Here is a 14,319-nt window from a genome sequence, read left to right as displayed (position 1 = left end):
GTATCTATATCATAATTCTTCCCGCTTTGAACTCACATCCTCTGCCCAGCGGCACAGGCGGCGCGCCTGCCGCCATCCCAACTTTCGGGCCACAACCTTTACGGCAGGTCCCAGGTTGGGCGGGCGATGGTGGAGACTATGGCAGTCCGACGCCAGCAGAAAAATCTGACCCTGCTGGATCATCTGCAACGCTTTCCTGCGAGAGAAGAATTTTAACAATATATTTGCACTTAACTGTATGGGGACACCCAGATGAAGCAATTGCTCGATCTGCTCCTTTCGCTGCTTGTCCCAGTAGCGGTCCAGATGCGCGATGACCGGGATAAACTGTCCCCGGCCCAGCAGCTCATAGAGCTGGCTGATCATCTGGTCTCTCCAGGGGGTAAAGGGCAATTCCAGGAGAAAATAATTGCTTTGCCCCAGGCAAAGATCCTTTAGCTCCTCCCGGTCTGCCAGATTTGGCATCCAGGCCACTTCTGCACCCAGTTCCCACCGGGGCAGCGCCACTCGCTCCCGTGCCGGCAGCTGCGCCGCAGCCGCCTCCAAACGGGAAAGGGCCTCACACCGCCGGGACAAAAAGGAGGACACATCCTCCTTCTCCCGGTAAAAATGAGGGGTAAAAACGACTCTGTCCACACCCTGCTCCCGTTCCATCCGGAGCAGCTCCAGGCTGGTTTCCACATCCCGTGCTCCATCATCCATGCCGGGAAGAATATGGGTGTGTGAATCGGTCATTCCGTTTTCCCTTTCTCTTTCGGGTCCGGATTGGACGGAGGGCTGCTGTAGCCGTAGCCATACCCGTAACCGTAGCCATAGCCTTTATACTTCTTGTATTTCCGATACTTTCCGGAACCATAGCCGCCGCGCTCCGGATCCACTCCGTTCAGGACATAGCCCAGGATTTTGACCTTGGCATATTCCAGCTGCTCGGTGGCTTCCCGCACGCTGCCCTTGTCCGAATGCCGGGCCCGCACCACAAACAGCACGCCGTCGCTCATCGGCGCCAGGACCACTGCATCCGTCACCATATTGACAGGCGGCGTATCCAAAATGATGTAATGGTAGACCTGCCGCAGCTCCTCCAGCAGTGCCGTCATCCGCTTGGAGCCCAACAGCTCCGAGGGATTGGGGGGGATCTCTCCCGACGTCATAACGCTCAGGTTGGGTACTTTGGTGGGAAGGATGGCCTGCTCCAGCAGTGTGTGGTCCACCAGAACATTGCTCAATCCCACATTCGCACCCATGGAAAGTAAGCTGGCCAGCTTGGGCCGCCGCAGGTCGCAGTCAATCAGCAAAACCTTCCGATCCGTCTGTGCAAAGGATATGGCCAGGTTCACCGAGGTAATGCTTTTTCCCTCGCACATCATGGCGGAGGTAACCTGAATGATTTTGTTCCCCTCTTCGCCCGTCAGAGAAAAGATAACGTTGCTGCGCAGCGTCTTGTAGGCTTCCTGGGTAAAAAAGTCATCCTTTTGCGTCAAAAGGTGCTTTCGCTCCTCCAAAATAGAGAGGCTTTCGGTATTTCGCCTCTGCGTCCGCTTGGACACATGCGCACCGCCTTTTTTCTTCTTGATTGAAATCATCATGCACTCTGTCTCTCTTCCTCAGCCGTGTATATCGGCACATTCTTGAGTACGCAAATCCTTACCGTTTCTGGCCCTTACCAGACGTAAACACAGGGATACGCCCCAGTACCGGCAAATCAGAGATCTCCAGCAGATCCTCTTCCCTTTTGATCCGTACATCCAGCAAATCCCGAACGGTAAGGATGGCCACAATCAGGACAACGCCAACCGCCGCTCCCAGCATAATATTCTTCCGGTAGCTGGGAGAATAGGGGCTCTCCGGCACCTTGGCATAGTCTACAATTTTAGTGGAGCTGCCCTCCACAAAACTCTCAATCTCGCCAGGCGCCACCTCTGCCACCGCATTGGCAATCAAGGCAGCCATTTCAGGATCGGGATGAGAAATATAAACATCAAAAAGTTCTGTTTCGCCCACCTGTGAAGCTGACATAATGGAACGGATGTATTCAGCAGAAATATCCATTTCCATGCTGTCCGCCACTTTTTCCAGCACGGTATCGCTGCGGATAATGTTGACATAGGTACTGACCAACTGCTGCGAGGCGGTCAGATTGCTGCCGGAGATATAATCGATCTGCTGTCCGCTCTCGATATTATTGACGTAAATGGTCACTCCAGCCTGGTACATGGGAGTTACAAAATTCGCTGTGTAGAAATACATAATACCTCCACCTATAATAGCACACAGCAAAATCAGCCACCACTTGCGTAGATAGAGAAATAGCAACCTCATCAAATCTATTTCCATATTTTCCTTTTTTCTTTCCACCATATCCTTGCCTATCTCCTTACCCGTATTATTTTGCAAAATCCACGCAGATTATATCAAATTTTACATATAACCTCAATCATGTATTTGCAAAACCAGGTAACCCATTTCCATATTCAAATATTTACGTTATAACACATCGCTACCAGAGATTCCGGCGCCATTTAAGCCTTAAATCTTTCTTGTCATTTTAGCACATAATTCCATTAGATTCAAGGTGGCTTTGGCACCTTACCGAATTAAAGATCGCAGGAAATCTCTTTTTTCCAAATCATATAACAAGAAATCTTAATTGCGGTATCCATTTGGATTTGTCGCCTGCCACTTCCAAGAGGAAGCGCACATTTCCTCCAGGTCATACTGTGCTTTCCAACCCAGTTCTTTCTCTGCCTTCGCGGGATCGGCATAACAAGCCGCAATATCGCCCGGTCTTCTGGGGTCAATCACATAGGGCAGAGGCTTTCCACACGCTTTTTCGTAGGCCTTGATCATCTCCAGCACAGAATATCCTCTGCCCGTTCCCAGATTGCACACAAACAGCCCGCAGTTGGTCTCCAGCTTTTGAAGCGCCGCAATATGTCCCCTAGCCAAATCTACCACATGGATGTAATCCCGCACGCCCGTACCATCGGGCGTTGGGTAGTCATTTCCGTACACGTGAATCTGCTCCAGCTTGCCCACGGCCACCTGAGCAATATACGGCACCAGATTGTTCGGTATCCCATTGGGATCTTCACCAATCAGTCCGGACTCGTGGGCGCCGATGGGGTTGAAGTAGCGCAGCAGCGCAACATTCAACGTAGGATCCGCCTTACAATAATCCATTAGGATCTGCTCAATAAACAGCTTCGTGGTACCATAGGGATTGGTGGTGCCGCCGGTGGGAAAGTCTTCCCGAATCGGTACGCTGGCTGGATTGCCATATACCGTGGCAGAGGAAGAAAAGACAAAATTCTTTACCCCATGTTTCCGCATGGCGTTGAGCAATACAAGCGTACTCATCAAATTGTTGCTGTAGTATTCCAAGGGTTTGGATACGCTCTCTCCCACCGCTTTCAGGCCCGCAAAATGAATGACGGCCTCAATCTCAGGGTAGCGGCAAAACAATTCCTCTACCTGGATGGGATCACACAGATCCATTTTTTCAAAAGCAACCGGCTTGCCCACAATCTGCTCTACCCGGCGGACCGCTTCCTCACAGGAATTGACCAGCTTGTCAGCTACAACGACCTCATAACCAGCCTGCACCAATTCCACACAGGTATGGCTTCCAATATAGCCTGCACCACCGCTGACTAAAATCGACATAATATAGCACTCCTATCTCTCGCCGGCCGCTGATTAACCGGACCGCCGCAGAGTTTGCCAGAATCTCAGATCGCATGTCCCTTCTCTTTGATCACGTCCACCACACGCTGGGCCAGTATCTGGCACTGCTCCTGAGCAGGGGCTTCCACCATGACCCGGACCAGAGGCTCCGTGCCGGACTCTCTCACAAGGATCCGGCCGGTATTTCCCAGCTCGTCGGCCACCGCAGCCACAGCGGCCTGCACATCGGAATCCGCCTGGGCCTCCTGCTTGTCCTTGACTCGCACATTGATCAGCACCTGAGGATACACCGCCATGGGAGCCACAAGCTGACTCAAGGGCTGCTTCCGGGCCAGCATGGCCTCCATCACCTTCAGGGAAGTCAGGATACCGTCGCCCGTGCGGGCATATTTGGTGAAGATAATATGGCCGGACTGCTCACCACCAATGCGGTGGCCGTACTTCACCATGTTTTCGTAGACATACTTATCGCCCACGGCGGTCTTTTCATAATTGATTCCCGCCTCTTCCAGTGCCTTGTACAGTCCGAAGTTGGACATCACAGTGGTCACCACCGTATTGGTGGTCAGCTTGTCCCGCTCTTTCATATAGCAGGCGTACAGGTACATGATCTGGTCGCCGTCCACCAGGTTGCCCTTTTCGTCCACTGCCAGGCAGCGATCAGCATCACCGTCATAGGCAAAGCCCACATCCATGTGGTTTTCCACCACATAGCGCTGAAGTCCCTCGATATGGGTGGAACCGGCATCGCGGTTGATGTTGGTACCGTCGGGATTGGTGTTAATGGTAAACACCTCTGCCCCAAGGGATTCAAAGACCTGGGGCGCAATATGCCAAGCACTGCCGTTGGCGCAGTCCAAAGCCACTCGCTTACCTTTAAAGGAGTATACGGCCAGCGACACAAGGTACCCCATATAGCGGTTGCGCGCAGCCACTTCATCTATGATGTGGCCGACCTGCTCCTCTGTGGCCATGGGCAGCGTTTCCATGCGCTGTCCATCCACCGTCAGCTTTCCGTCCAAATAATCCTCCACCAGCGCAATGACGCTGTCCTCCATCTTCTCTCCTTCGCCGTTGAGCAGCTTGATTCCGTTGTCATAGAAGGGGTTGTGGGAGGCGCTGATCATCACACCGCAGTCAAAATGATCGGTGCGGGTCACATAGGACACAGAAGGTGTAGTGGTCACATGAAGCAGGCCCACATCGGCGCCAGATGCCGCCATACCGGCGCTGATGGCATACTCCAGCATATAGCTGGAACGGCGCGTGTCCTTACCTACCACAATACGGGCTCTGTGCTCCCGGCCGTAATACCAGCCCAGAAACCGGCCGATGCGGTAGGCGTGATCGGTAGTCAGTCCTTCTCCGGCCTTCCCGCGAAAGCCGTCTGTTCCAAAATATTTTCCCATTTATTTCACTCTTTCTCTATTGTCTATGATTGTTGTCAAGCTTCGCGCTTGATGATATGATCCTTGTCCTTATAAATGCTGTCCTCAGGTACAACGCCCCGGACACAAGAGGTAGGATAGACACTGCTGCGGCGGCCGATCACCGTACCCGGATTCAGCACTGAGTTGCAGCCGATCTCCACATAGTCGCCCAGGATGGCGCCCATCTTTTTGCGGCCGGTCTCAATGGCGGTATCGCCCTTGACTACCACCAGCGTTTTATCGGACTTCACGTTGGAGGTGATGGAACCGGCGCCCATATGGCTCTTATAGCCCAGAATGGAGTCGCCCACATAGTTATAGTGGGGAGTCTGTACATTGTCAAAGAGGATGACATTTTTCAGCTCCACCGAGTTACCTACCACACAGTTGGCGCCCACCAGCGCGGAACCACGGATAAAGGCGCAGTGGCGCACCTCGGTCTCGGGACCGATGATGCAGGGGGCACCCAGATATGCGGTAGGGGCAACGGTAGCACTCTTATGTACCCACACATGTTCGGCAGGCTGATCATATTCCTCAGGAGAGAGACCAGCGCCAAGAGAGAGAATCAGTTCCTTGATGCCGTCCAGCGCCTCCCAGGGATACTGGAACTGCTTGAGATAGTCTCCCGCCATCGTGTGGGACAGGTCTAAAAGGTCGGTAATCTTGATGTTCATATGTCCGCCTCCATTGGTATTAGTTTAATGGTATTGCGTGCACAGCGCTTAATATTTCCGCCAAACCATCTTATCTACCACACCAGTATACGACTGAATGATCTTGACTACTTTGGTGCTAACGTTCTCGTCCACATAATCCGGAACGGGGATCCCATTATCACCCGATTGCACCATATCCACCGCAACAGTAACTGCCTGAAGCAAATGGTCGGTGTCAATTCCAGCAAGAACAAAACACCCCTTATCAAGTGCCTCCGGGCGTTCCGTAGATGTGCGGATGCATACCGCCGGAAAAGGCCGGCCAATTGAAGTAAAGAAACTAGATTCTTCGGGCAGGGTACCAGAGTCGGACACAACTGCAAAGGCATTCATCTGTAAATGGTTATAGTCATGGAAGCCCAGCGGTTCATGCTGAAGAACCCGCTCGTCCAGCTTAAAGCCCGAAGCCTCCAACCGTTTTTTAGATCGAGGATGGCAGGAATATAGAATCGGCATATCATATTGTGCCGCTAACCGGTTAATCGCGGTAAACAGAGAAAGGAAGTTTTTTTCCGTGTCAATGTTCTCTTCACGATGTGCAGAAAGAAGAATATATTTTTGAGGTTCCAAATTCAGCCTGTCCAGAATGTTAGAGGCATCAATCTCATTTAAATTCTCATGAAGCACTTCTGCCATAGGGGAACCGGTCACATAGGTACGTTCCTTGGGCAGCCCACATTCCGCCAGATACCGGCGGGCATGCTCAGAATAAGCCAGGTTCACATCGGAGATAATGTCTACGATTCGGCGATTGGTTTCCTCTGGCAGGCATTCATCCTTGCACCTGTTGCCCGCCTCCATATGAAAGATAGGAATGTGCAGCCGCTTTGCTGCAATGGCAGACAGACAGGAATTGGTATCTCCCAGAATCAGGAGCGCATCCGGCTGGATCTGCTTCATCAGCTTGTAGGAGCAGTTGATGATGTTGCCTACCGTAGCACCCAGATCATCTCCCACCGCATCCATATACACTTCTGGTTTTTCCAGCTTGAGATCGTGAAAAAAGACCCCATTGAGGTTATAGTCATAGTTCTGTCCCGTATGGGCCAGGACGGTGTCAAAGTATTTGCGGCACTTATTGATGACTGCGGCCAAACGGATGATCTCCGGGCGGGTACCCACAATGATCAGCAGCTTCAGCCTGCCGTTATTTTTGAAAGATATATCGGAATAATCCAGTTTGATTTCCATATTGATTAATCTCCATTCAAGGGATAGGTTCTGTTTTCGATGACTTCTCCGGCCTCTACTTTCATGCAGCGTGGAATGCAGTTTTCTGCCTTTACAACAGCCGAAAGGCAGACATGGACACCATCCTCGATAATACAGCCATGATCAACAATCGCACCACAGTTTACAATAACGCCTTTTCCTACTTTCGCATCCGTCATCACAACCGCTTTGGGGAGCACAATTGTTCCCGCCCCCATGGATGCCCGCGGACTGACATAGGCCGTGGGATGCACCAGTGTCAATACATCGGCACCTTCTGCCAACAGTTTTTCGATCCATATAAGCCGTATTTCATTGTTTCCAAAAGCCGGATACAGCACCGTATCTTCTGCGATGAAGGTGGCATAGTCCCCGCACCGGCCGATAACATCCTGCCGGGTACTATGGTCGTCCAAAAAGCAAATCGAATCATATTTCCCGGATTGAGCCGCTACATCTGCAATCGTCTGTCCATAGCCTCCAGCCCCGAGGATTACCAATTTTTTCATTTAACTTCCTCAAAAAACGTATCGGGGCGGCTGGGATCAAAGGTTTCATTGGCCCACATAATTGTCACTAGATCCTGCGTGTTGGACAGATTGATAATGTTGTGCGTATAGCCCGGCAGCATATGGACCGCTTCAATCCGATCACCGGAAACTTCAAAATTCAGCACTTCCTCCGTGCCAATTTTTCTCTGCTGGATCAGAGCCTTACCCGAAACCACAATGAAAAATTCCCATTTGGTGTGATGCCAGTGCTGACCCTTTGTAATTCCCGGCTTGGAGATATTTACACTAAACTGGCCACAGTTCGCCGTTTTTAATAACTCCGTAAAGCTGCCGCGAGCGTCTACATTCATCTTCAACGGAAAGCAGACCTTATCCTTAGGAAGGTAGGACAGATAGGTGGAATACAGCTTCTTGGCAAAGGAGTTGTGGGGAATTTCCGGCATCACCAGCGTTTGCGGCTGGGCTTTAAATTCTTCCAGCAAATCCACAATTTCACCCAGTGTTACCTTGTGCGTCACCGGTGCGGCACAGTATCTGCCCTCGTCACAAAGAACAGTGTCAATACCATCAAATGTACAATGATGTTCCTTGCCTTCCAGCGCGTCCAGCATCTCCGTCACCAGGTCGTCAATGTAAAGCAACTCCAGCTCTGTGCTGCGATCATTAACCGTAATAGGCAGGTCATTGGCCATGTTATTGCAGAACGTAGCCACGGCAGAATTATAGTTGGGTCTGCACCACTTGCCAAAAAGGTTGGGGAAGCGGTAGACCAGCACCTTGGCGCCAGTTTCTTTGGCATAGTTAAAGAACAGTTCTTCACCGGCCTTCTTGCTTCTGCCGTAGTCACTATCGTACCGACCGATCAGCGTGGCCTGAATGGATGAGGACAGCATCACGGGGGAGGTATTGCCATGCTTTTTCAGTGTATCAAGCAGTGTGGAGGCAAAGCCAAAATTACCCGCCATAAACTCCTCGTTGTTCTGGGGGCGGTTGACACCAGCCAGATTGAACACAAAATCGCAGGCTGCACAGGCTACCTCCAGCTCCTCACTGGTGGAGTCAATATCGTAGCAATACAACTCATCCACCCTCAGATTTGGGCGGGTTTTGTCTTTGCCGTCACGAATGTTTTTTAAGGATTCTGTCAGATTTTTCCCCACAAACCCCTTTGCTCCGGTGATCAGAATATTCATCTTACTTTCCCTCTTCCGCCAGTCGCTCTTGAATATATTGCAGACTTACAATCTTTTTCTTTGTTTCCTCCACAGTCAAGAGCCGGGTATTGTTGGAATTAAATTCTGTCAGGGTGTTGCGCTCCGTGTCACCTTGCTTAAAATATTTATCATAATTTAGGCCACGCTTATCACAGGGAACACGATAGAAATTGCCCATATCAATGGCGTTGGCACATTCTTCATTGGTCAGCAGCGTCTCATACATCTTTTCGCCGTGACGAATACCAATCACCTTAATGGCATCCTTATTACCGTTAAACAGTTCGCAGACGGCCTCAGCCTGGGTCTGAATGGTGCAGGCCGGGGCTTTCTGCACGAGAATGTCGCCAGACTCACCATGCTCAAAAGCAAAGAGTACCAAGTCTACCGCTTCGTCCAAAGACATAATAAATCGCGTCATGGTACCATCCGTAATTGTAATGGGATTCCCAGCGCGAATCTGATCAATCCATAGCGGAATAACGCTGCCGCGGGAGCACATCACATTACCGTAGCGGGTGCAGCAGATTTTAGTTTTTTCCGGAGATACGGTTCTGGATTTGGCAACGATGACCTTTTCCATCATGGCCTTGGAAGTTCCCATGGCATTAACGGGATAAGCGGCCTTGTCTGTAGACAGACATACCACGTTCTTGACCCCAGCCTCAATTGCAGCGGTCAGAACGTTCTCTGTACCTAAAACATTAGTCTTAACAGCTTCAATCGGAAAGAATTCACAGGAAGGAACCTGCTTTAACGCCGCCGCATGGAATATGTAGTCCACACCGTGCATGGCATTTTTCACAGATGCAAGATCTCGTACATCACCGATATAGAATTTTATTTTATCTGCTACCTCAGGCATCTTTACTTGAAATTCATGCCGCATATCATCCTGTTTTTTTTCGTCACGGGAGAAAATGCGTATTTCGCCTATATCTGTTTGAAGAAAGCGGTTCAGTACAGCATTGCCAAATGAACCAGTACCTCCAGTAATGAGAAGGGTCTTATTTGTAAATTGTGTCATATAGTTACACCTCAAACAAATTTGATACGCCATTTTTTAAAGTTAATCAGCCTCTAAGCAAGTGACAGCCGGTATTTTTGTCGAAAACACGTCCCAAAATCTCAAAAAGTTTTTAGCAATAGGCGTCATCCACATTTCGGAAGTATTGTTATAAAAATCCATACTAGCGAGTAATGGAAAAACAAATAATTATTCAATTTTTTATAATATCTTTAGAAGCCAGAAAGCACCTATCACCTTAAACCAAAATTATTTTGTGGCATCTAATCATTTCTTGAACAAATTTAATAGTTCTCAACAATTAGACATATGATGGCATTTTATAACCGAGCCTGTAGTAAGCACTTAAACTTACAAAAATCAAACTAATGTAAGTACTTATACCTCTATAACTTGTTTATACTCGCCACCTATTTGGAGTATTATACTAAACAGTGTCACTATTAATATATAAAGAAGCAACAGATATTAAAATTTCTCCGTGTTCAAAATATATTAAAATAAAATAGTATGACTACACTACAACATGATAGTTGAGTCACTGAATACTAATTTCCATGTCCCTCTCGATCCATAAATCAATATAAATTCGGCTTCGATAAGTATATAATAATATTTTTAAGTCATTATAAAATTTATAAATCTCGGAAACTATGTTTGCTTTTTAATATTATTTATATCAGCTTTCCACGAAGATTTTAAAAGAAGAGGGATACATGAACCTATTCCAAGCAGCAAACACACAATAAACAGTACCGCAATACGCAACACCGGGTACGCCACAATTTTACATGTAAAATACGCCACAATCCCGCAGATTAGTGCAACTATTCCGCTAAATAAAATCGCAAGTGCAAAAAGAAATGCATATTGTTTCGGACTTTTTTCAAAGAATTTTTTAAAAAAAACATATGTCTCCCAAGGAATTTCAACAACCAATATTGCAACTATTGAAGATATAAGTATGCCAGGCAAGCCTATAATCTGCACTAGCACAATGTTGACTATGAGATTGACCAATACAGATACATATGGTTTCCAAAAATCGTCCTTCCACATGCCTGCCGCTTCCTTAAACAGGAATAGCAACCGTCTTATGCTTTTTACCATAAAATAGACTGCAAATAGCATAGGAATAACAGTCGATAGCATACCTTCTTTCCCTACCCAAACTGACATAAATGGCTGGTAAAGTGAAACAAAGCATGCCGTACAAACAGCAGTTATGCATGTATTTATCAAAAATAACTTTTGAAATATTGAATAACATTCCTCGCGACTTTTAGTAACTAGCAAATTACCTATTACCGGCTGAATTGAAGTATATGCCACTGACTCTATAGCATATACAGTTGTAAAAATCAAATTGTAGTTTGAAAACTTACCCAGTACTTCAAGTCCTAAAAAAGCAGAAATTACAATGTTATCCGCCGTTGTAAAAACCATACCACCGATTTTATTTCCTATTAACGCTTTAACTTTGGAGAATATCTGCTTTTTTTCTTCTTTTTCAAGCGTCACATTTTTGCAGTATTCAGGATATTTATTTATAATCAATAGATTTCTAAATATATTAATTGCTACTGTAACAAACGGAAGCACTAATATATATATATAATATTGCTTAAACAAGACAATTACCAATAGCTGTAAGCCATACTGAACTATGCATCTTACAAGTTCAATAATTGCATCAATATCCGTGCGCATAGTAGCTACTAAAATAGAACTGCGGTATGCAAACAAAAAATAGCTTATACAAGTATTACTAAGAAATATTAAATATACCACATATAGATTAACATCAGATGGATATTTTGTTCCTTCCGCAATAAAAAGCTGAATGTTTGGTAGAAGGATAAGCCCTATGCCAAGGATAATACATCCGACAATGCGATATATCTTTTTATAATATGTAAGAAGCGCACAAACCTTTTCATCGTCCCCCTCTGCTATAGGCTTATACATTGAAAACACGATAGCGGAACTGAATCCAAGTTCTGATAGACTCAGGACATTTAAGATAGAGGAAAAAAGAGTATCGAGGCCAAGATAATCTATACCTAATGAATAAATGATAACCGTTCGAGTAGCAAACGGTAATATCATTACACCTACCTTAGCAAAAATATTTATTATAATATTTTTGCGTGCTTGTGCTCGATTTGCACCAATCTTTTTTTGTGACATTAATTATTTCACCGCCACTTTCCAAGTTAAAAAATCGGACCACTCTCCTGAATGCGGTATAACAGAAATAAAGAACGCCCAATTAGCCACATAAGAATGTAATATCACATATGCAGGATGATATGCATTCAGCAAGAAATTTAACTGCTATCTTATTTTAGGTATCAGTGCCCATATACAAATATTCGATTTAATTCTTTGGGTACAGTCATATCAAAATTTCTAATGTGCTTTTACCCATCATTCTGACACAAACGAAGTTACACTGCAGTTAATTTAGCCCACTCCTAACATCTATTTGTATTGTCTTTTAACTTCATAGGAGAATGAGTTCTTACACTACAACCTAAATTGTCTCCTAGGCAACGTTCTTACTTTCTTGAGAGTAGATGGCCCTAAGCCACTAGCTTCACTTTGGAACTCGGCGCAGCAGAGAATCCGCTGCGTTAGACGTTAGAAGGCAACAGTACATCGCTAATACTTCGCTTCAGGAAATACTTCTCCTGCAGTCTTCAGCATACCAAGACATTTGACGCAAGTAATAAGTTCCATACCGTCCAAACCACGCCTGCGGAGCCATTGAAAAAAGCTGACCCAGTTGGTCTTGTCCTCCTTTATACCCTCATCAGTGTTGGCGCTCAGTAGAAAAAACCATTTGGGGTGCAACAGAAATCGCCAATTTGAGATCAGATAAAATAACCAAACAACCCAGATTGGCAATATTTATTTCTCTGTGGCTACCGGCTCAACAGCAGACACCTTCCCGGTCTGCAAAGATACTGTCTCCAGCTTCTTTCCACGGAAACTCTCTCCACGCAGCTTGAACACGGTGGCATCATCAAAGATGCGGTCCAGGGTACACAGCAGCGTGGCGTCCTCCTCAAAATCCTCCCCCCACAGAGATGGATTCTTGTTGCTGGTAAAGATCATGTTGAAGTTGCCCGCCTTGTTGTACCTCCGGTCAATCAGGTCAAAGAAAAGGCGTGTATTTTCCTTGTCAAAGGCACAGTGGCCAATCTCGTCAATAATCAGACAGGAAGGCCGCACCAGACCGCTGAGGCAGGAATCGGTCTTGCCGGAGCGTCTTGCAGTCGTAAACCGGTCTCGCAGCTCAGAGGCCTTAATGAAGTAAGTTTTCAGCCCGTGTTGGCAGCAGGCATAGCCAAAGGCCTGGGCTAAGTGGGTTTTCCCTGTACCGGCCGGTCCAATGAAGGCCAGGTTACGGTGGGAATAGATGGCGTTCAGTGAGGGCAGGACCCGCAGCCGTTCCACATCCTTTCCCTTGAGCAACGAAAAGTCAAAGTTTTCAAAGGTTTTGGGTGCCTTTGTGGGAAGGCGGCTCATTTTCAGCAGTGTCTGGATCGTAGTCTGCTGCTTTTTTTCGCTGAGGTAAGAGAAAACCGCCCGCACCGCTTCCATCCCAGCTTCTGAGAGTTCCTGGTCTTCTGCAAACTGCGCAAATTCCTCTGCTGAGAGGTCCAGCTTCAGGACAGAGGCAAACACCTCAACCTGTTCAAAAATTGTCTCGTTCACACCGGCTCCTCCCTGTCAAAGTCAAATTTGGCAAAGGAGAGATTACCGGACGGCTGAGGCAGTTGCTGGATCTGTGTCTGCACAGGAGCAGTTGGAAATTCCTCTGGTTGTATCAGTGCTTCATATTGGCCCTCACAGAAGCTGTCCCTGCGGCTCCAGGTCACATCATGAGTGGCAAGGAGTGCTTTCAGACCTGCTGAATAGATGTACAATGTATCTCCGCTGCGCTCTACCCTGGCTGTAGCACCGGGATAACTGTACGGCACCCCGAAACGGCGGCCCTCGTAATTGACAAACCCGTCAAAGGAGATCCGGCGTTCCGGGCAGAGATAGAGCCGCACCGACTCCGTCTCTGGCAGAATGCGCAGCTGTTCTCCGCATACTGCTCCGTGGATCTGCTGGGGCACCCCGTCCACCACCCGGTGGTAAGTACCATTTTGCCGGTTACACCATTCCAGCGCCTGCCAGTTCAGGTCGGTAACATGGTAGAATACCCGGCCAGTGAGAAAGTTGTCTTTCACAAATCGCACCAGGCGCTCTACCTTGCCTTTGGTGAAGGGGTGACGGGATTTGCAGAGCTTTGTCTCAAAACCAAGGTTTTTCATGAAGACCTCGTAGTCCTTCTGCCAGACCGGATGGCCCTCCAGATCCCGGTGAAACACAACGCTTTTCATATTGTCAGTCAGGACTGTCAACGCCGGACGGAAAAAAATCTAAAACGCCGGACAGAAAATGACCCAAACGCCGGAACTCCGTCCGCCGGTCAGTTATCCGCCGGAAGCTCAGCTGGAGGAACCG

General features: G+C 47.7%; 13 protein-coding genes and 1 pseudogene. All 14 read right to left on the bottom strand.

Annotated elements, in window-relative coordinates; translation table 11 throughout:
• Positions 1-9: 9 nt before the first annotated feature.
• Positions 10-735 carry a CpsB/CapC family capsule biosynthesis tyrosine phosphatase gene (locus B5G34_RS16700; RefSeq protein WP_087340217.1) on the bottom strand — a complete coding sequence of 242 codons (726 nt, stop codon included), beginning with the start codon at positions 733-735 and terminating at the stop codon, positions 10-12.
• The gene (locus B5G34_RS16695) at positions 732-1,481 is read right to left on the bottom strand and encodes a CpsD/CapB family tyrosine-protein kinase (protein WP_162609514.1); all 750 of its coding nucleotides are present in this window, start codon (positions 1,479-1,481) and stop codon (positions 732-734) included. The genes B5G34_RS16700 and B5G34_RS16695 overlap by 4 nt, the downstream gene beginning before the upstream one ends.
• A 163-nt stretch (positions 1,482-1,644) precedes the next feature.
• Positions 1,645-2,358 carry a Wzz/FepE/Etk N-terminal domain-containing protein gene (locus B5G34_RS16690; protein WP_087340214.1) on the bottom strand — a complete coding sequence of 238 codons (714 nt, stop codon included), beginning with the start codon at positions 2,356-2,358 and terminating at the stop codon, positions 1,645-1,647.
• Positions 2,359-2,643: 285 nt separating this feature from the next.
• Positions 2,644-3,663 carry a UDP-glucose 4-epimerase GalE gene (gene galE, locus B5G34_RS16685; RefSeq protein ID WP_087340211.1) on the bottom strand — a complete coding sequence of 340 codons (1,020 nt, stop codon included), beginning with the start codon at positions 3,661-3,663 and terminating at the stop codon, positions 2,644-2,646.
• Between the two features lie 65 nt (positions 3,664-3,728).
• Complete coding sequence (gene glmM, locus B5G34_RS16680) at positions 3,729-5,093, bottom strand: phosphoglucosamine mutase (protein WP_087340209.1); 1,365 nt, start codon at positions 5,091-5,093, stop codon at positions 3,729-3,731.
• A 35-nt stretch (positions 5,094-5,128) separates the two neighbouring features.
• Positions 5,129-5,791, bottom strand: a complete 663-nt coding sequence (locus B5G34_RS16675; RefSeq protein WP_087340207.1) for a UDP-N-acetylglucosamine pyrophosphorylase — start codon at positions 5,789-5,791, stop codon at positions 5,129-5,131.
• A gap of 48 nt (positions 5,792-5,839) precedes the next feature.
• A complete protein-coding gene (gene wecB / locus B5G34_RS16670) occupies positions 5,840-7,024 on the bottom strand; it encodes a UDP-N-acetylglucosamine 2-epimerase (non-hydrolyzing) (protein ID WP_087340206.1) in 1,185 nt (394 codons plus the stop codon).
• Positions 7,025-7,029: 5 nt separating this feature from the next.
• The gene (locus B5G34_RS16665; RefSeq protein ID WP_087340204.1) at positions 7,030-7,554 is read right to left on the bottom strand and encodes a hypothetical protein; all 525 of its coding nucleotides are present in this window, start codon (positions 7,552-7,554) and stop codon (positions 7,030-7,032) included.
• The gene (locus tag B5G34_RS16660) at positions 7,551-8,750 is read right to left on the bottom strand and encodes a capsular polysaccharide biosynthesis protein CapF (protein ID WP_087340202.1); all 1,200 of its coding nucleotides are present in this window, start codon (positions 8,748-8,750) and stop codon (positions 7,551-7,553) included. Before B5G34_RS16660 ends, B5G34_RS16665 begins: the two co-directional genes overlap by 4 nt.
• Position 8,751: 1 nt before the next feature.
• On the bottom strand, positions 8,752-9,798 hold the full coding sequence (locus tag B5G34_RS16655) for a nucleoside-diphosphate sugar epimerase/dehydratase (RefSeq protein ID WP_087340200.1): 1,047 nt from the start codon (positions 9,796-9,798) through the stop codon (positions 8,752-8,754).
• A 651-nt stretch (positions 9,799-10,449) separates the two neighbouring features.
• Positions 10,450-11,988 carry a lipopolysaccharide biosynthesis protein gene (locus tag B5G34_RS16650; protein WP_140397286.1) on the bottom strand — a complete coding sequence of 513 codons (1,539 nt, stop codon included), beginning with the start codon at positions 11,986-11,988 and terminating at the stop codon, positions 10,450-10,452.
• Positions 11,989-12,358: 370 nt separating this feature from the next.
• Positions 12,359-12,612: pseudogene (locus B5G34_RS16645) on the bottom strand (transposase); the annotation flags it as partial.
• Between the two features lie 99 nt (positions 12,613-12,711).
• Positions 12,712-13,521, bottom strand: a complete 810-nt coding sequence (locus B5G34_RS16640) for an ATP-binding protein (protein WP_204245978.1) — start codon at positions 13,519-13,521, stop codon at positions 12,712-12,714.
• Positions 13,518-14,183, bottom strand: a complete 666-nt coding sequence (locus B5G34_RS16635; protein ID WP_204245977.1) for a transposase — start codon at positions 14,181-14,183, stop codon at positions 13,518-13,520. Before B5G34_RS16635 ends, B5G34_RS16640 begins: the two co-directional genes overlap by 4 nt.
• Between the last annotated feature and the right edge of the window lie 136 nt (positions 14,184-14,319).

Source organism: Flavonifractor sp. An82 (genome assembly GCF_002159265.1).
Taxonomy (GTDB): domain Bacteria; phylum Bacillota; class Clostridia; order Oscillospirales; family Oscillospiraceae; genus Flavonifractor.
The sequence above is the reverse complement of the archived record's forward strand: the minus strand, read 5'-3'. Positions and strand labels throughout refer to the sequence as shown.

Bases quoted from the DNA above. Each gene is read 5' to 3' on its own strand.
- B5G34_RS16660 (WP_087340202.1), bottom strand. From the start codon at position 8,750: ATGAATATTCTGATCACCGGAGCAAAGGGGTTTGTGGGGAAAAATCTG.
- B5G34_RS16690 (WP_087340214.1), bottom strand. From the start codon at position 2,358: ATGGTGGAAAGAAAAAAGGAAAATATGGAAATAGATTTGATGAGGTTG.
- galE (WP_087340211.1), bottom strand. From the start codon at position 3,663: ATGTCGATTTTAGTCAGCGGTGGTGCAGGCTATATTGGAAGCCATACC.
- B5G34_RS16700 (WP_087340217.1), bottom strand. From the start codon at position 735: ATGACCGATTCACACACCCATATTCTTCCCGGCATGGATGATGGAGCA.
- wecB (WP_087340206.1), bottom strand. From the start codon at position 7,024: ATGGAAATCAAACTGGATTATTCCGATATATCTTTCAAAAATAACGGC.
- B5G34_RS16655 (WP_087340200.1), bottom strand. From the start codon at position 9,798: ATGACACAATTTACAAATAAGACCCTTCTCATTACTGGAGGTACTGGT.
- B5G34_RS16675 (WP_087340207.1), bottom strand. From the start codon at position 5,791: ATGAACATCAAGATTACCGACCTTTTAGACCTGTCCCACACGATGGCG.
- B5G34_RS16650 (WP_140397286.1), bottom strand. From the start codon at position 11,988: ATGTCACAAAAAAAGATTGGTGCAAATCGAGCACAAGCACGCAAAAAT.
- glmM (WP_087340209.1), bottom strand. From the start codon at position 5,093: ATGGGAAAATATTTTGGAACAGACGGCTTTCGCGGGAAGGCCGGAGAA.
- B5G34_RS16665 (WP_087340204.1), bottom strand. From the start codon at position 7,554: ATGAAAAAATTGGTAATCCTCGGGGCTGGAGGCTATGGACAGACGATT.